The organism is Lysinibacillus sp. BPa_S21 (assembly GCF_023337795.1).
Taxonomy (GTDB): domain Bacteria; phylum Bacillota; class Bacilli; order Bacillales_A; family Planococcaceae; genus Lysinibacillus.
Map to the genome: position 1 here is coordinate 524,793 of NZ_JALIRS010000004.1, position 15,706 is coordinate 540,498.

Genomic DNA, 15,706 nt, shown 5'->3' on the forward strand with positions numbered 1-15,706 from the left:
TTAATATACATAAAAAGGAGTGGTTCAATGGCAATTATGAATGTTTTAACGACAGATGACATGTCTTATGTGAAAGTGGAGATTAGAAACGTTTCAGTCAATTATTATAGATATGATGAAAATATTCCAAAACAGCTATATGAGCGTTTCAAATCTGATTCGCCAACTAAGGTTACTTTTGGTAGTGAAAATGCTTATACTCATGAATTTAAAAAGTTACTATACAATAGTGGATATGAAATAAAGGAAGATGGGACAGTAGTTACTCGAAAAAGGGAAGTTTGTTATAACTCAATTGAACACTCTATAGATACTGTCAAACAATCACCTTATAATTTAACAGTTAAATCAGGATATGACGAAAATAAACTGATCGAAGTATTATTGAACAATGGTTATATAATTTCAACAGCTAATAATTCAGGTAAAACTGATGTGTTAATCTATGGAAATATAAATGATTGATAAATAACAATTTAGTAGATTATGATATTTATTATAATAAAATACATAAAATCGGAAAGTGAGGGAGTTTATTTCTGCAAGAGAAGCGCACAATATTAATTGTCATTAAGAGCTTCAAATGAGACAGTTTTGTATGGAATAAGCAAATAAATGAACAAACTAACTAAATCTTTAACAGTACCAACTCTTATTACATGTACATTTGGATGGGCTTGGTTTGCATCCCATGTCGTAGATGAGAGTAATAAAGATGGTACACCAGAATCTTCAGATGTCATAAAACGTATGGAGAAAATTAAAAAGAATTCATTTGCATATCAAATTGAATCTTTCCATAAGGAATGTGAGCGTTTGAAGGAAGAGGAGAGAAAAAAGTTAGAACGTCAACGCATAGAAAAAGAACGACAAGTTAAACTTGAACAAGAAAGATTAGCTAGGATCGAAAAGGAAAGAGAGTTAGCTGAAGCTAGACGAATAGAAGAAGCTAAAAAAGCAGAGCAAATTAGATTAGCACAAGCTGAAAAAAGGAAGAAACAACAGACAAAAAGTAGAGAAAGTAATGAAAGTGTAAATAGTAATTGGATGACGTTCAATGGAAGCTATTACGGTGCAGACTGTTATCAATGCTCAGGTATTACTGCAACAGGTATCAACGTGAAAAATACAATATATTATAATGGGTATCGCATCATTGCTTTAGATCCAAATACGATTCCTCTTTGGTCTATTGTCGAAGTAAAAACTCCTAATGAAAGCTTCAAAGCTGTTGTTGGGGATACTGGTGGTAGAATAAAAGGATTTAATGCTGATATTTTAGTTGAATCAGAAGCTCGCGCATCTCAATTGGGACGACATAACATTCAAATTAGAGTTATTGGAAGTCTAAAATAAATACATAATTATTGAGCGGAGATTGATAATACTCTTTCTCTGCTCAACTCTAAAGAAGGTGAAGAATAATGACATTTAGAAGTAAAATAAAGTGGAATAATCGAATTAGAAAATTTAAATCTAAAGTTAGAGATACTGTATTTAAGAAGCCATTTTATAAATATCTGTACAATCACATTAAAGATGAATTTACTTACAATAATAAAACTGCAATTAGATATTATATGAATGCTAATACGTTGAGAGATGAATCCTTTAAATTTGAATTAGAGCTATACCACAAAATATACTGTAGTGCATTTGATTTGAAATATTTAGAATGGTTATTCATGTATACAACAGAATACATATCTAGTAAAATTAAAAAGTATCCAGATTTACAGTTTATTTATGGTGAAGATAAGTATGGATTGTATTTTGAAGTAAGCTATATGGACGGTTATTAAAATTAAATAATAAAATACATAAAATATACTTGAAATATAGTAATTGGATGTTATAATAAGTATATAAATAAGTAAAGGAGATGAAATCATGAATATCAGCGATTCAGCATTAGAGTATTACGGTTATAAATTTGTAAATAACAAAGTATTAGAAAATGAAGGAATTACTTTTGAACAATACCTTAAACGAGAGTTAGGTGATTGAATTGGAAGACATCAAACAATTTGAAAAAGACTTAACGTTTGTAAGGAACTTTTTAGAAAAGCTACCTAGAGAAGTAGCAAGTCTATCTAAAGTAATTAGTTGTAAGGACAGAGAGCAAGAAGATTTGTTGCATCATATCGAATTTGTTAAATTACCTGCAAATCAAGGATATACAGCTTATCGAAGATTACACATTATTAGAAACGAACGTAGACAGGCTAAAAATTTATATGAAGTTGTAAAATTGGCAAATGATTTAACAAAAGATAAATTGTCAGTTTCAACATTAAATACTGCCATAGGCGAAGTAAGGAAGATAATTAACAATAGTTCTAATAAAAAGTATAAACCTAGAGAATTAAGCGATTTAAATTATGGAAACAACAATACATATTAAAATACATAAAGAAAGAGTTGGTAATTATAAATTATATTGTAATTGGAACAGATTGTAGTGGCAAGACAAGTTTAGTGGAAATGTTATCTGACATTACAGAGTTTAAAGTTGTGAGAGGATCAAGTTTCGAACACAGTAAATGTACGCAAGATGAATTATTTAATAAGTTTCTAGAGTTTACTAAGATGGATAGTGTAGTATTTGACAGATTCACTTATTGTAATGAAGTTTACTCACTGATGTATGATGACTTTGCTATGTTATCTGATGATCAACGTAGATTTATTGAACAAGAAATGAAAGGTAAGGCAATTGTCATTTACTTATATGCAGATGACGAAATATTGGAACAACGATTCAACTACCGTGGTGATGATTATGTTTCATTAGAAAAGTTAAAGTATGCTAAAAAGAAATATGAAGAAGCATTACATAAAATTAAAGATTTAGAAGTAGTAAAATTTGATACAGGTAAAATGACTACTAAAGAAATTGTAGAACAGATCTTACTTAATTATTAAAATAATAAATACATAAGACTATACATATGAATAGAAAGAAGATGGTATTTTGAAAAATAAATTAACATTAATTAAGCGTTCAACTCCGACGTGTCCAGATTGTAATAAAATGCAATTCATTTTAGATATGGAAAATATAGAATATGATGTAATTGATATTGCAGTAGATACTGATGCAGTTGAAAAATATGATTTATCTAGTGTTCCAGTAATGCTAATTAATGATGGTGTTTCTGAAATCAAATTAATCGGTGTACAACCAATTGAAGTAGTTAAAGAACTATTAGAAGACTAATAATATATTTGGGAGGATTTGATTTATTTAATGTTAAAGGTAATTAAAAAGCGAGACAATTCATTAGTTGATTTTGAGTTAGATAAGATAGTTAACGCTATACATAAAGCAGGTTTAGAAACTGGAGAGTTTGATATTCAAGAATCAAAGAATCTAGCTCAAACGGTATTAGAAACTATATATCCATCTTATACAGAATTAGAAGAATTGAGCGTGGAGGATATTCAAGATTTAGTAGAATTAACTTTACTAAATTCTGAATACAAAGCAACAGCTAAGGCATATATTATCTATCGAGATAAGCGTAATCAGGAACGTAAATTAGACATCTTTAAACCACGTACCAACTTAAAACCTTATGAATATCCTGAATTATTAAAATATAAAGAAGCTATTCAACATTCATATTGGTTACATACTGAATTTAACTTTACGTCAGACATTAATGATTATCATATCAATATCACAAATGAAGAACGTAATGTAATTAAGAATGCTATGTTAGCTATTTCACAAGTAGAAGTTGCTGTTAAAAACTTTTGGGGACGACTAGATGAACGTATGCCAAAACCTGAAGTGGGAGCTGTTGGTTCTACATTTGGTGAATCAGAGGTACGACATAGTGATGCCTATTCTCACCTATTGGAAATTTTAGGTTTGAATGATGAGTTTGATAAGATTGAGCAAATTCCAGCATTATCTAATCGAGTTAATAGTTTAAAACAATCATTGAAATATCTCAAAACTGAAGATAACAAGGACTTTACACTATCTTTAATACTATTCTCATTATTTATTGAGCATGTATCTTTATTCTCTCAATTCTTAATCATGATGTCATTTAATAAACATAAAAACTTATTCAAAGGTGTATCTAATGTTATTGAAGCTACATCTAAGGAAGAACAAATTCATGGACTATTTGGAATTGAACTAGTTGGTATTATTAGACAAGAACATCCTGAATATTTTGATGAAGAATTAACTAATAAAGTATATGATGCTTGTCGTAATACATATAAAGCTGAAGAAGAGGTCTTGGATTGGATTTACGAATTAGGTGATTTAGAATTCCTTCCAAAAGCTATAGTTAAAGAATTTATTAAAAATAGAATGAATGAATCTCTTGTTAATACTGGATTCAATACTATCTTTGAAGTGGATATGGGATTAGTTGAGCAAACTGATTGGTTCACTGATGAATTAGTTACTACTAAACATGTTGACTTTTTTGACAAACGTTCAGTCAATTATTCAAAAAGACAAAAAAGTATAACTGCTGATGACCTGTTTGACGGCACTAATGAAGATAACAATAGTATAGAGTAAAGTTAACGACAACCTTGACATGTTATAAAACTGTCAATAAATTTTATTTAATGAAGGAGTTTTTTATTTTATGGCATTTGAATGGATAAATGAAAATAGTAGAAAATTTTTAAATGGTGGTTATTTACAAGAAGGAGTTTCTGCTGAACAACGTATGAAAGAGATTTCTGATAAATCAGAAGAAATATTGGGTATCAAAGGATTTTCTGATAAATTTTATGATTATCTAGGTAAAGGTTATTATTCATTATCTTCTCCAGTATGGTCTAACTTTGGAAATAAAAAAGGATTATCTATCTCTTGTTTTGGTAGTGATATTCAAGACAATATGGCTAGTATTTTATTTACTCATGGTGAAGTAGGTATGATGAGTAAATTTGGTGGAGGTACATCTGGTTACTTTGGTAATATTCGACCTAGAGGTGCTGAAATTAAGAATAATGGTAAGTCATCAGGAGCAGTTCACTTTATGGATATGTTTGACAAATTAGTGGATATCGCTAGTCAAGGTTCTATGCGTAGAGGAGCTTTTTCTCCATATCTGCCAATTGATCATGATGACATTTTAGAATTCTTAAAAATAGGTAGTGAAGGGAATCCTATTCAAAAACTAACTCATGGTGTGACAGTTACTGATAAGTGGATGAAAGAAATGATTAATGGTGATTATGAAAAACGTACAATCTGGGCTAAAGTTCTTCAAAGTAGAGTAGAAATTGGTTATCCTTATATCTTCTTCACCGATACAGTTAATAATAATACTGTGGATGTATATAAAGAGCTTGGTATGTTAATTAATCACTCAAATTTATGTACAGAAATTAAGTTACCTAATAATGAAAAAGAATCATTTGTATGTTGTTTATCATCAATGAATTTATTACACTTTGACGAGTGGAAAGATACTGATGCTGTTGAAACAATGATTTATTTCTTAGATGCTGTAATGTCTGAGTTTATAAGTGATTTAGAAGCTATGCGAGATTCTGATGAAGAAGAAAAACGTAACGCTTTTACTTACATGGAGCGTGCTTACAATTTCGCTAAGAATCATCGTGCATTAGGATTAGGTACTTTAGGTTGGCACTCATATTTACAATTTAACATGATTCCATTTGAAAGTGTAGAAGCATCAAAATTAAACGTACGTATGCATAAATTTATTCAAAAGAAATCTTACAAAGCGTCTAAAGAATTAGCTGTACTATTTGGAGAACCTGAATTATTAAAAGGCTATGGTAGACGAAATACATGTTTGAACGCCATAGCTCCAACAACTTCTTCAGCATTTATTTTAGGTCAAGTAAGTCAGTCGATTGAACCCCAATTCTCTAACGTATATGTAAAAGATGTAGCTAAAGCTAAAGTAACTATTCATAACCCGTATCTTAAAAATGTTCTACAATCATATGGTAAGGATGATCGTGAAACTTGGTTAAATATTCGAGATAATGATGGTTCAGTCCAACACCTAACTTTCCTCTCAGACCTCGAAAAAGAAGTATTCAAGACTTTTGCCGAGATTGACCAATATGTAATATTAGAACAGGCTTCTATGCGACAACAATTCATTGACCAAGGACAATCCTTAAATATTATGGTCAATCCTAAAATGTCTGCTAAAGAAATTAATGAACTACATATCTTTGCATGGAAGAATAAGATTAAGACTCTTTACTATCAACATAGCACAAATGCATCTCAACAATTTAGTAAAGATAAACTATGTAGTAGTTGTGAAGCATGATCTGATAAAGCATTACACAAACAAAGATAATACATAAAAAAGGGGTAATATAAATTATGGATTTAAACAACACATTATATTTTGCAAAAGTTAAAGAGGAAGCGATTATTCCGACAAAACGAAAAGAGGATGGGTGTTATGACATCTATGTCCTCTTTAATGAAGATGAAGTAACGATTAGACCACATGAAATTGTAGGCTTTAATACAGGTATTGCAACGGCAGTAAGTTTTAAATATCGTTTAGACTTTAAGCGTGAACGTGGTTCAACAGGATCAATTGGATTAGTACCTCGATGTGGTCAAGTTGATAGTGGGTATCGTGGCGAAGTTTTCTTAAAGTTGCAAAATACAACTAATAAAAATATTGTAATTTCAAAATTAGTTACAGACAAAGTAGAAACTGAAAATGAAATTAAATACCCAATTACTAAAGCAGTATGTCAAATGGCAGTTGAAATTGTTCCAGAAGTTAAAGAAGAAGTAATTTCATATGAGGATTTGTTGAATATTCCTTCTGAGCGTGGGGCAGGTGCTTTAGGTAGTAGTGGTAAATAACACACTTTTAATAAATCATGGATTTTATTGAAAGATAAAATATTGGGTGACGACCAACGTCAGAGGAGAATATTAATTATGGAAAAAATGATTATTGTAGATATGTTATTTGGTGGAAAGGCTACTATTATTACAATTGATAGTGGTGATAAAAATAGAATTAAAGAGTATAAGTTAGACGTTTATTCTTTGATTGAACTATCAGAGCGCATTGTAAAACGAGTTAAAGAAGACGGATTTAATAGAGTAATAGTTTCTTCACACGGAATTGGAATTAGCGTAAATGATGCTTTAATTAATAAGTTCAAACAAGAAGGTTATACATACAATCCTGAAAATGGAACAGTTATCAAAAACAGTATTGAATTTAAAAATTGTGGTAGCACCTTTATTATTGGAAACTTAATTAGTAGTGATTTAGAAAAGCAAGATGAGTTTTAATAAGTTAGTATGAAATATACATAAAAAATAAAAGGAGAAAGATATTTATGATGAAATCACGTAAAGAACGAAAGTTAGAAGCTAAACAAAAAGGAGTGCCTTTTGCACCTCAATATAATGGTAATGGTGTAATTTCTGCTGAAGATTTCTATGGTACAGGTACAGAAAGATTCAATAATAAATTTATACAGTTTGATAAATCAGTAGAAAAAGTTGCTGATGAGGTAATTAACTCTTATAAAGAGTATGTTCAAGAACGCAGAGACGAGATTGACGAAGTTGAGTTAAACAATAACAAAAGTGAAATTGAAGAAGAGAAGATCGAATTGATTGAGCCTGAATTAGAAGTGGAGCAACCTAAAAAGAAGAAAGGTAAACTTAAGAAAGCATTAAAGAAATTACTTAATAAATAAAATACATAACTTCATATGAGAGTAGATTAATTTCTGCTCTCATTACTTTTATACATAAAAGGAGAGCTTTGATTGACCGAATTAAATAAAGCAGAAAAGTATCTGATTGAAAACTTAACTAGATTGGCTAATGAAGGATGTATGGACGATAATCCTAGACCTAAATGGAAAGACGGAACTCCCGCATATAGCGCATTTATCAGTCCAGTATTTGAAACATATGATATTTCAAAAGGTGAGACTCCTATTACAGAATTACGTCCAATTGCAATTAAAAGTGCCATTAGAGAAATTGAATGGATTTATAAAGATCAAAGTAACGATTTGAAGCTATTACGTGACAATTACAATATTGACTGGTGGAATGAATTTGATATCGGAGACGGTTCAATAGGTATTAGATATGGCGCAACAGTAAAGAAATATGACTTAATGAATAATTTATTAGACGGTTTAATGAATAACAAGTTTGGTCGTAGACATATCTTATCCATGTGGCAGAATGAGGATTTTAAGGAATCTAATGGTTTGAATCCATGCTGCTATCAAACTATGTTTACAGTAAGAAAAGTAAAAGATGACTTCTTTTTAGATATGACATTAACATCTCGTAGCAGTGATTACCTAACAGCAGGACACATAAATAGGATGCAATATTTAGCGTTTCAAATGATGATAGCTAAACACACTTCAATGAAAGTTGGTAAGTTTAATATGCTAACTCAAAATCTCCATGTCTATGACAAGCACTCTGATAACGCTATAGAAATGTTGAAGCGAGTAGAAGAATTAAAATCTAGAGAGGTTCAATCTCAACCTAAGTTAATTCTAAATGTCCCTGATGGTACTAATTTCTATGACATTTCAGAAAAGGATTTTGAGTTGATTGGTTATAACCCAATCTTGCCACAACTTAAATTTGAATTAGCAGTGTGATCATATAAACAAAAAAGGAAGGAGTATCAATTGATAATTAAAGAGTGGATAGCTAATCCTTACTTATGGACAGTTGTAGTGGCAGTTTTATTGCTAATGATAATGATCCCATTGAGTGTTTATTTTAAAGATTATGCTTTTTCCAAAATAAATATTTACATAGGTATAGGAATATTAGTTTTTGCAATATTAGTATCTTCATTTTCAACAAAAGAAAAACATATTTACTACAATTACAAAAATTACAGTGAGGTAGAACAATTAGAATCTGATGGATGGGAAGTGGTTACTGTATACGATAACAGGAAAATCATTCATGCCAAGAAAGATAAATAAAAAGAGTGAAATACCAATAAGGACATTCACTCATGTATGTGACTTTGTTGTGAATCAGGAAAATTCGGTTTAGTCGTCACATCTTGATATTACTACTTAACATTAAATTGAGTCAAATTTAAACTGGAGGAATACATGGGTATCAATATCATAGCAGCAATTAATGAAACAAATTCTATAGGTAAGAATGGTTATTTACTATATAGAATTAAGAAGGATCTTCAACGTTTTAAACAGCTTACTCAAAATAACAATGGTCATCCTAATATATGTTTAATGGGTAAAACTACATTTGAAGAGTTATCAAGTCCGTTAGATAAGCGTTTAAATGTAGTTTTAACTTCTAATAAGAACTATAAAGCTCCAAAAGGAGTAATTGTTGAAAATTCATTCGACAAAGTGTTAAATCACTATCTAGAGTCTGGTAGCCAAGACAAAGATCTATGGATTTGCGGTGGAAATTCATTATATGAACAAGTACTACCATATGCTGATAAAATTTATATTACATACATTTATGATAATAAAAAGGGAGATGTATTCTTTCCTTACGAAAAAGTAAAACAACAATTTAAAATAATACATAAAGAAGAACATGAAGAAAACGGTTTGAAATTTGAATTTATAGATTATGTGAGAAAGGATGATATGTAATGGACAAGGTAGTAACTGAAGAAGAGTTTATTGAATGGAGTTTAAAATTAGCACCGCCTAATTCAAAAGTAAATAAATACGAGAAAGATGGACGTACATATTTATATATTGGAGAGCCTAATTTAGATTTGTTTGCTAGGTTGTTATTAAAGTACATTAAATAATGCACATAATAAGATATATTTTAGGAAGAAGTTATTCTTGATGAGTAGCTTCTTTTTTATGTTTAATATTAATAGTGGTGATAAATATGATAGAATTCCTTTATTAATAAGTGTTTAGTAGCTGTAACGCTAACATGAGATTCTTTACGTTCGGTACATCGGATGCACCTCGTGTCGTGCGCATTTCATTTCGTTGATGATTTGGTTATGGATATGCTCTAAGTACGGCAAAGTTTTTTTGTTTAACATTGTTTCTGCCGATACCATTACGCCGTGATCAGCAAGCATTTTTGAGTTATCGATCATGCGTTGGAATAAAGCTGCACGTTGTTCATAAGTAGGTTTTCGCTCCATCATGGCAAAGCCTGTCTCAACGAATTCATCAATAGTACCCCAGTTATGTGAAATATGTAGTACATCTAAATAAGGGGCAATCAGTAAATAACGTTCAGGCTCCAATGTCAGGTTGGAGTTGATCTGTGTGCGTACTCCTCGAACATGGGCATATTTCAATAAAGGTAATACATAGTTTTGAACGGATTTCTTAGACATCATCGGCTCTCCACCAGTAATCGAAATTGTTTTAAGGTGTGGAATTTCATCGAGACGCTTAATGATTAGCTCAATTGGTAAAGCATCAGGATCTTTAGTTTGTAATGTATAGCCAACAGCGCAGTGTGAACAGCGCATATTACAAAGAGTTGTTGTTGTAAATTCAATATTGGATAGGGTCATTTGCCCATGTTGTTCAACATCTAAATACGCTTCCCATGGATCAAAGGCAGGCGTAATTTTTTGTAGGGTCGTCATAATTCTTACATCTTCCTTTCTAGCACTCTATTGTCTCATATTCGTTAATAAATTCAAATATGAAATTATCGAAAGGGCTATTTTTAGGCAAGATGATCATTTTTGTTACCCAATGAAGGAAATATTAGCTCTCCTCCTTCCATGAAATATCCTAAAATTTTGGAAAGTGGATGAATGGGTAAATTTACGTTATGATAGAAGGAGTAAATGGTAATACAGTACCAAAGAAAGTAGGAAATGACATGACTAAATATGAAACATTATTGTTTGACGTGGATGATACATTATTAGATTTTGACTTAGCTGAAAATGCAGCGCTTGACCGATTATTTAATCAGGAAAATATTGCTATGACGCCAACGATGATTGCCCGTTATAAGGAGATTAATGAGTCGATGTGGCGTGCTTTTGAACGTGGTGAGATCTCTAAAAATACATTACATAATACTCGATTTTCGATTGCTTTAAAGGAATTCGGTCTAGATGTGGATGGGGAGTACTTTGAAGCGATTTTCCAAAAATATTTGAAAGAGGCGCATCATTATGTAGATGGTGCCTATGAAGTCATCGAACAGCTTGCAGATGACTATGATTTATATGTCGTTTCAAATGGTAAAACAATGACCCAAAATAAACGACTAGAGGATGCAAATTTAGCACAATTTTTTAAAGGGATTTTTATCTCGGAGCAAACAGGCTACCAAAAACCAATGCCAGCTTTTTTCGATTATGTTTTTGAACGTATTGATCATATAAATAAGGATAGGACCTTGATTATTGGTGATTCCTTAACATCTGATGTCAAAGGTGGGCTTCAAGCTGGAATTGATACATGTTGGTTTAATATACGTGATATAAAAAATACAAGCGATATTCAACCACAATATGAAATAAAAAAACTTCATGATTTACATTTGTTATTAGGTCACAAAGTCGAAATTTTGTAGGTACATATTCTCACTACACTTCAACTGTTCATAAACCCGAACAAATGAAGTGTAGTTTTTTGGATAGATAGTATCAGTCTTAGATGGAAAGAAAGGAGATATAAGATGAAAGGAAAAATAGCAAAGGGTGTATTAGTAGGATTGTTTGGTATAGCATTGGTCATTCCAATGCAGGTACATGCCTATCAAAAGCCAACCGATTATGTACATATGCAAACGCCAAATATGACAGTGTACTCTGCGTATGGTGCTACCATTAACGCATCAGAAAAAGGAGATACTTTTAGTGTTAAAGCTAATATTGTCAATAACCGTCAGCCCTTAGAAGTGGAAATTTTTAAAAATGGTCAGAATGGGGTCTTAAAACAGGTTGTTAAAAAAGGTGAAATGGAGCCAGTTGCTTATCGAGATTTAAAGGATCGCGTAATTGCAACGATTCACAATAATGCAGAATTAACATTTGTTTATTCACAGCCAAATAATTTTCGTGATCTAGGAAATTCACCATATAGTTCGTATATTACTAGTTTATCGAAGCGGGGCATTGTTCAAGGCAAAACAGCAGATCATTTTGGTGTCAACGATTCTTTAACACGTGCCCAGGTTAGTGCATTGTTAACCCGTGCATTTAGCTTTCAACAAATACCGACAAAACAATTTAAAGACATTAATGTCAAAAAATCTTGGTATAGTGGTTATGTTGGTGCCTTACATTCTTTAGGAATTATAAATGGTAAAACGTCAACTACATTTGATCCAAATGGAAAAATTACACGTCAACAGGCCATTTTAATGCTTGGTCGAACATTAGAAGCTATTGATTATGTTCAAGAAAAAGAATATGTGGTTTTACCTTATCAGGATGGCTACTACCTTCAGGGGGAAGCATTGCAGCATACTAAGACTTTGTATGCCATCGGTGCGCTAAATGACAGTCCTCATTTATTACCAAATCAATTTATTAGCCGTGGAGAGTTTGCTAAATTATTAGCAGTGACTTTGAGCGCAGCTGGAAGATTATAATATGTAAATTTAGCCGAGCATCAAATGTCTCGGCTTTTTTGTTGGATCCATGAATGACGAACGTTAGGGAAATCTATACTATGTCTATGTATAAAAATCTATAGAACGGGCAAAACCTTTTATGAGACTAGTTTCCATGGAAGGGGAAAATACGATGAATACTGTTTTAACTGTAAAAAAACGCGATAAAGGGCGTAATTCGTCATTGACTCAACTTAGACAGAACGGTGCTATTCCAGGAGTTGTTTATGGCTATCAAATGGAATCAACAGCAGTATCAATGGATGCCAGACAATTTGCAAAAATGTTAGCGCAGTTTGGCAATAAAAATGTCTTTCAACTAGATGTAGACGGTAAACGGATCAATGCAGTATTAACAGAAGTGCAACGCTGTGCGTTAAAAGGCAATGTAAAGCATGTAGATTTCAAGTCCATCAATATGTCCGAGGAACTAGAGGTTGATATTCCAGTAACGGTTACTGGGAAGGCCATTGGCGTTGCGGATGGTGGATTCCTATTACAACCTAATCGAGAAGTTCGAATAAAAGTAAATCCTTCAAATATCCCCGAAACAATAGAGGTTGATGTGACGGATGTAGCGATCGGAACATCACTTTATGTAGGAGATATTCGTCAAAAGTTTTCCTTTGAAATTTTACAGGAAGATGACTATACATTAGTGACGATTACACCGCCTGCTGCTGAAAATGTGCAGGAAGACACAGTGGATGGAACCCCTGAAGTAATCGAGGCTACTGGGAAAAATCCATCTGCTTCAGAAGAATAAAAACAGAGAAGGAGCCATCTTACACGTGGTAAGCGGCTCCTTGCTGTTTATTCTGTATACTGCTGAATGGATTGGCGATAGCGGAAATACATGATTACGTACATACTGAAAGTTATGAAAAATAGCCAAGGTACGATAAACCGCATAATGGCAAGGGGTGTTTCAAATAAGAAGGAAAAGGCGAAAGAAAAACCTTCTTTATCCCATAAACCTGGCGTAAAATAAGCGTCTTTTATATTGAAAGGATAAAAGTTATCATTTGAATAAAACATCATTAGCCATATAAAAAAGATTATTGCCCAATTACTGGAATGTTTCATTAGTCGTTTATATTTAGCAATTTGCGAATCATTATCGGAAAATAATTCATCGTTGCCATCTTTTCTTTTTAACCAATAATAAGAACCATCATACGACTTTTCTTTTAATGATTGCCATCCAAAATCCTCATACAATTGTTTATAATTAGTGCGTTCTTCTTTCTTAAGATCCTGCTGAAAATCAATACGGATAACTCGTTCAAGATTATCTGTCTTTTTAAATGTATAAAAGCCTCCAGAAATTACATTTGCACAAACCCATCCTTCGGACAACATATGATTTAACCATTGTTCTTCCTTTTCAATATCAAAAAAAATTTTAAACTTTATCATGTCTATCAGCTCCCTCATATAAAGATAAAATGCGCTGTAATCTTTGTTGCTCGGCCGCTAATATTGCTAGTCCTTCAGCTGTTGTTTGATAAACCTTGCGTCTCGTATCCTGTGTCTCTACAGGCACAATCCAATGATATTTCAGCAAATTTTCAATGGCTCCATACATAGTACCAGCCGCAATCCTTACACTACCAGCGCTCATGTCCTCGATTTTTTGCATCATCGCATAGCCATGAAGCGGTTCACGTAAGGCGAGTAGAATATAATGCATGGTTTCGGATAAAGGTAGTAATTTATGTTTTTTCACAAGTTCACCTCATATACAGTTCAACTATATAGTTTGATTATATATAGTTGAACTGTATATTGCAACTGAATAAAAAAAAGACAATGCACTTTTTGCATTGTCTTGTAAGCTTATACCACGGCGCTTTTGATCCCAGTCCATTTCGTAAATAATTTCTCGTTGAATGTAAGAGCAAATTGTACAATTGGCCCAAGTCCAAAAGCCATTAGAGCCGTTCCAATTCCAATTGGTCCGCCAAGTAAAAAACCAAGTATAGCAACTGTTACTTCCATTGTTGTTCGAGAGCGTGTGACACTCCAGCCAAGTTTATGGACCATTAGAAGCATTAATGAATCACGAGGGCCAATCCCTAAATTCGCCACCATATACATACCGCAACCCCAGCCAAGTAATACTAAGCCAGATATATACGATAATAGTTGCATCCAAAAACCATCTATATCTGGAATCCAATAGTTAAAAATATCAATAAAAATCCCTGCTAAAAACATATCTATAAATGTACCGGGAAGTGGAAACTTCTTCGTTACTACCATATCAAATGCTATAATGGCTAATCCGATGAGAATGGACCAAGTACCAATGGTTAATCCTAAAGTTTTAGCTAGCCCAATATGTAACACATCCCACGAACCAACACCAAAAACCTGACCTTTAATTGTCAATGTTATACCTAAGGATAAAAGCAAAATACCCGTTAAGAAGAACAGACACCGTGTGAAAAATGCTTGCTTCATCATTATAACCCTCACTCTAAAAATTCATGTTGTTCAACAAATTATTATAACAATAGATTTTAAAATAAAACGAAGATTGTCAATTCATATTTTTCAAAAAATATGATTAGGTAAGCTAAATAAGGACAAAATAGTAGGGATAAGAAAGGATGGGATGAGATGACCTCTGTACGAGATGAAATACTAGAAGTTTTAAATCGTGAAAAAATAGGGACGATGGCAACCGTGGAGAATGGCAAACCATACTCACGCTATATGACATTCCAACATGAAGATTTTGTATTATACACAGTAACAAACCAACATTCTGAAAAAATGGAGGAGCTCCGCAAAAACCCATATACACATATATTATATGGATACGAAAATGGGGGCTTTGGTGACACGTACGTTGAAATTGAAGGAAAGCTAACAGAAATTCTAGAGGAAGGAATAAAAAATAAGATAGCCGAATTTTTTACAAGCATCTTCGTTGGTAACCATGATGAAATGATTACACTTAAAATTGAGCCAATCCGTATGCGCCTGATGAATAAAAAAGGCGAACCACCTAAAGAGCTTGAATTTACAAACGACCATTAAAATGTGGTCGTTTTTTTAGATTACAGTTTAATTTAAAAAGCATGGGATAGCGAAATAGCT

General features: G+C 32.2%; 22 protein-coding genes and 1 pseudogene. 19 read left to right on the forward strand and 4 right to left on the reverse strand.

Translation table 11 applies throughout. The features are described 5' to 3' along the window. Positions 1 to 27 precede the first annotated feature (27 nt). The 15 genes from MOK21_RS11250 to MOK21_RS11320 all read left to right on the forward strand — a co-directional run bounded on the left by MOK21_RS11250 (position 28) and on the right by MOK21_RS11320 (position 9,797). Positions 28 to 465 (forward strand): hypothetical protein, encoded by a 438-nt coding sequence (locus MOK21_RS11250; protein ID WP_249074036.1) that lies wholly within the window; start codon positions 28 to 30, stop codon positions 463 to 465. A 150-nt stretch (positions 466 to 615) separates the two neighbouring features. Beyond that, positions 616 to 1,356, forward strand: a complete 741-nt coding sequence (locus MOK21_RS11255) for a 3D domain-containing protein (RefSeq protein ID WP_249074037.1) — start codon at positions 616 to 618, stop codon at positions 1,354 to 1,356. 305 nt (positions 1,357 to 1,661) lie between these two features. Further along, the gene (locus MOK21_RS11260) at positions 1,662 to 1,802 is read left to right on the forward strand and encodes a hypothetical protein (RefSeq protein WP_249074038.1); all 141 of its coding nucleotides are present in this window, start codon (positions 1,662 to 1,664) and stop codon (positions 1,800 to 1,802) included. A gap of 206 nt (positions 1,803 to 2,008) precedes the next feature. Next, on the forward strand, positions 2,009 to 2,404 hold the full coding sequence (locus tag MOK21_RS11265) for a hypothetical protein (protein WP_249074039.1): 396 nt from the start codon (positions 2,009 to 2,011) through the stop codon (positions 2,402 to 2,404). A 185-nt stretch (positions 2,405 to 2,589) separates the two neighbouring features. Then, the gene (locus tag MOK21_RS11270; RefSeq protein ID WP_249074040.1) at positions 2,590 to 2,925 is read left to right on the forward strand and encodes a hypothetical protein; all 336 of its coding nucleotides are present in this window, start codon (positions 2,590 to 2,592) and stop codon (positions 2,923 to 2,925) included. A gap of 49 nt (positions 2,926 to 2,974) precedes the next feature. Further along, positions 2,975 to 3,220 (forward strand): glutaredoxin family protein, encoded by a 246-nt coding sequence (locus MOK21_RS11275; RefSeq protein WP_249074041.1) that lies wholly within the window; start codon positions 2,975 to 2,977, stop codon positions 3,218 to 3,220. A 30-nt stretch (positions 3,221 to 3,250) separates the two neighbouring features. After that, complete coding sequence (locus tag MOK21_RS11280) at positions 3,251 to 4,549, forward strand: ribonucleotide-diphosphate reductase subunit beta (RefSeq protein ID WP_249074042.1); 1,299 nt, start codon at positions 3,251 to 3,253, stop codon at positions 4,547 to 4,549. A 70-nt stretch (positions 4,550 to 4,619) separates the two neighbouring features. Continuing rightward, complete coding sequence (locus MOK21_RS11285; protein ID WP_249074043.1) at positions 4,620 to 6,296, forward strand: ribonucleoside-diphosphate reductase subunit alpha; 1,677 nt, start codon at positions 4,620 to 4,622, stop codon at positions 6,294 to 6,296. Between the two features lie 56 nt (positions 6,297 to 6,352). Continuing rightward, positions 6,353 to 6,853, forward strand: coding sequence for a dCTP deaminase/dUTPase family protein (locus tag MOK21_RS11290; protein WP_249074044.1), 501 nt, complete (start codon positions 6,353 to 6,355; stop codon positions 6,851 to 6,853). Positions 6,854 to 6,931: 78 nt separating this feature from the next. Further along, entirely contained in the window at positions 6,932 to 7,294 is a 363-nt protein-coding gene (locus MOK21_RS11295; RefSeq protein ID WP_249074045.1) for a hypothetical protein, read from the forward strand. A gap of 47 nt (positions 7,295 to 7,341) precedes the next feature. Then, a complete protein-coding gene (locus tag MOK21_RS11300) occupies positions 7,342 to 7,707 on the forward strand; it encodes a hypothetical protein (RefSeq protein ID WP_249074046.1) in 366 nt (121 codons plus the stop codon). A gap of 72 nt (positions 7,708 to 7,779) precedes the next feature. Further along, positions 7,780 to 8,643 carry a thymidylate synthase gene (locus MOK21_RS11305; RefSeq protein WP_249074047.1) on the forward strand — a complete coding sequence of 288 codons (864 nt, stop codon included), beginning with the start codon at positions 7,780 to 7,782 and terminating at the stop codon, positions 8,641 to 8,643. 30 nt (positions 8,644 to 8,673) lie between these two features. Continuing rightward, a complete protein-coding gene (locus MOK21_RS11310; RefSeq protein ID WP_249074048.1) occupies positions 8,674 to 8,979 on the forward strand; it encodes a hypothetical protein in 306 nt (101 codons plus the stop codon). A gap of 135 nt (positions 8,980 to 9,114) precedes the next feature. After that, positions 9,115 to 9,633, forward strand: coding sequence for a dihydrofolate reductase (locus MOK21_RS11315; protein ID WP_249074049.1), 519 nt, complete (start codon positions 9,115 to 9,117; stop codon positions 9,631 to 9,633). Continuing rightward, on the forward strand, positions 9,633 to 9,797 hold the full coding sequence (locus MOK21_RS11320; RefSeq protein WP_249074050.1) for a hypothetical protein: 165 nt from the start codon (positions 9,633 to 9,635) through the stop codon (positions 9,795 to 9,797). The genes MOK21_RS11315 and MOK21_RS11320 overlap by 1 nt, the downstream gene beginning before the upstream one ends. Positions 9,798 to 9,950: 153 nt before the next feature. On the opposite strand, the pseudogene yfkAB reads toward MOK21_RS11320, so the two are convergent. After that, positions 9,951 to 10,607 (reverse strand): annotated as a pseudogene (gene yfkAB / locus MOK21_RS11325) (radical SAM/CxCxxxxC motif protein YfkAB); the annotation flags it as partial. A 242-nt stretch (positions 10,608 to 10,849) separates the two neighbouring features. Here yfkAB and MOK21_RS11330 point away from each other — a divergent pair. From MOK21_RS11330 to MOK21_RS11340, 3 genes are all read left to right on the forward strand, one after another. Beyond that, entirely contained in the window at positions 10,850 to 11,554 is a 705-nt protein-coding gene (locus MOK21_RS11330) for a YjjG family noncanonical pyrimidine nucleotidase (RefSeq protein ID WP_249074051.1), read from the forward strand. Between the two features lie 105 nt (positions 11,555 to 11,659). Next, positions 11,660 to 12,577, forward strand: a complete 918-nt coding sequence (locus tag MOK21_RS11335) for an S-layer homology domain-containing protein (RefSeq protein WP_249074052.1) — start codon at positions 11,660 to 11,662, stop codon at positions 12,575 to 12,577. Positions 12,578 to 12,731: 154 nt separating this feature from the next. Then, positions 12,732 to 13,364 (forward strand): 50S ribosomal protein L25/general stress protein Ctc, encoded by a 633-nt coding sequence (locus MOK21_RS11340; RefSeq protein ID WP_249074053.1) that lies wholly within the window; start codon positions 12,732 to 12,734, stop codon positions 13,362 to 13,364. 47 nt (positions 13,365 to 13,411) lie between these two features. Here MOK21_RS11340 and MOK21_RS11345 read toward each other — a convergent pair whose 3' ends face one another. The 3 genes from MOK21_RS11345 to MOK21_RS11355 form a co-directional block, all read right to left on the reverse strand. Further along, positions 13,412 to 14,017 (reverse strand): DUF2812 domain-containing protein, encoded by a 606-nt coding sequence (locus MOK21_RS11345; protein WP_249074054.1) that lies wholly within the window; start codon positions 14,015 to 14,017, stop codon positions 13,412 to 13,414. Further along, positions 14,004 to 14,291 carry a PadR family transcriptional regulator gene (locus MOK21_RS11350; RefSeq protein ID WP_249074097.1) on the reverse strand — a complete coding sequence of 96 codons (288 nt, stop codon included), beginning with the start codon at positions 14,289 to 14,291 and terminating at the stop codon, positions 14,004 to 14,006. The genes MOK21_RS11345 and MOK21_RS11350 overlap by 14 nt, the downstream gene beginning before the upstream one ends. A gap of 146 nt (positions 14,292 to 14,437) precedes the next feature. After that, positions 14,438 to 15,064, reverse strand: a complete 627-nt coding sequence (locus MOK21_RS11355) for a YczE/YyaS/YitT family protein (protein ID WP_249074098.1) — start codon at positions 15,062 to 15,064, stop codon at positions 14,438 to 14,440. A gap of 159 nt (positions 15,065 to 15,223) precedes the next feature. Between MOK21_RS11355 and MOK21_RS11360 the strand changes: the two genes are divergently transcribed. Further along, the gene (locus tag MOK21_RS11360; protein WP_249074055.1) at positions 15,224 to 15,646 is read left to right on the forward strand and encodes a pyridoxamine 5'-phosphate oxidase family protein; all 423 of its coding nucleotides are present in this window, start codon (positions 15,224 to 15,226) and stop codon (positions 15,644 to 15,646) included. Positions 15,647 to 15,706: the final 60 nt, after the last annotated feature.

Excerpts from the sequence above, each read along its gene's own strand:
- MOK21_RS11295 (WP_249074045.1), top strand. The coding sequence starts at position 6,932 with ATGGAAAAAATGATTATTGTAGATATGTTATTTGGTGGAAAGGCTACT.
- MOK21_RS11360 (WP_249074055.1), top strand. The coding sequence starts at position 15,224 with ATGACCTCTGTACGAGATGAAATACTAGAAGTTTTAAATCGTGAAAAA.
- MOK21_RS11345 (WP_249074054.1), bottom strand. The coding sequence starts at position 14,017 with ATGATAAAGTTTAAAATTTTTTTTGATATTGAAAAGGAAGAACAATGG.
- MOK21_RS11250 (WP_249074036.1), top strand. The coding sequence starts at position 28 with ATGGCAATTATGAATGTTTTAACGACAGATGACATGTCTTATGTGAAA.
- MOK21_RS11355 (WP_249074098.1), bottom strand. The coding sequence starts at position 15,064 with ATGAAGCAAGCATTTTTCACACGGTGTCTGTTCTTCTTAACGGGTATT.
- MOK21_RS11255 (WP_249074037.1), top strand. The coding sequence starts at position 616 with ATGAACAAACTAACTAAATCTTTAACAGTACCAACTCTTATTACATGT.
- MOK21_RS11320 (WP_249074050.1), top strand. The coding sequence starts at position 9,633 with ATGGACAAGGTAGTAACTGAAGAAGAGTTTATTGAATGGAGTTTAAAA.
- MOK21_RS11330 (WP_249074051.1), top strand. The coding sequence starts at position 10,850 with ATGACTAAATATGAAACATTATTGTTTGACGTGGATGATACATTATTA.
- MOK21_RS11270 (WP_249074040.1), top strand. The coding sequence starts at position 2,590 with ATGGATAGTGTAGTATTTGACAGATTCACTTATTGTAATGAAGTTTAC.
- MOK21_RS11290 (WP_249074044.1), top strand. The coding sequence starts at position 6,353 with ATGGATTTAAACAACACATTATATTTTGCAAAAGTTAAAGAGGAAGCG.
- MOK21_RS11340 (WP_249074053.1), top strand. The coding sequence starts at position 12,732 with ATGAATACTGTTTTAACTGTAAAAAAACGCGATAAAGGGCGTAATTCG.
- MOK21_RS11300 (WP_249074046.1), top strand. The coding sequence starts at position 7,342 with ATGATGAAATCACGTAAAGAACGAAAGTTAGAAGCTAAACAAAAAGGA.
- MOK21_RS11285 (WP_249074043.1), top strand. The coding sequence starts at position 4,620 with ATGGCATTTGAATGGATAAATGAAAATAGTAGAAAATTTTTAAATGGT.
- MOK21_RS11280 (WP_249074042.1), top strand. The coding sequence starts at position 3,251 with ATGTTAAAGGTAATTAAAAAGCGAGACAATTCATTAGTTGATTTTGAG.
- MOK21_RS11315 (WP_249074049.1), top strand. The coding sequence starts at position 9,115 with ATGGGTATCAATATCATAGCAGCAATTAATGAAACAAATTCTATAGGT.
- MOK21_RS11335 (WP_249074052.1), top strand. The coding sequence starts at position 11,660 with ATGAAAGGAAAAATAGCAAAGGGTGTATTAGTAGGATTGTTTGGTATA.
- MOK21_RS11350 (WP_249074097.1), bottom strand. The coding sequence starts at position 14,291 with ATGCATTATATTCTACTCGCCTTACGTGAACCGCTTCATGGCTATGCG.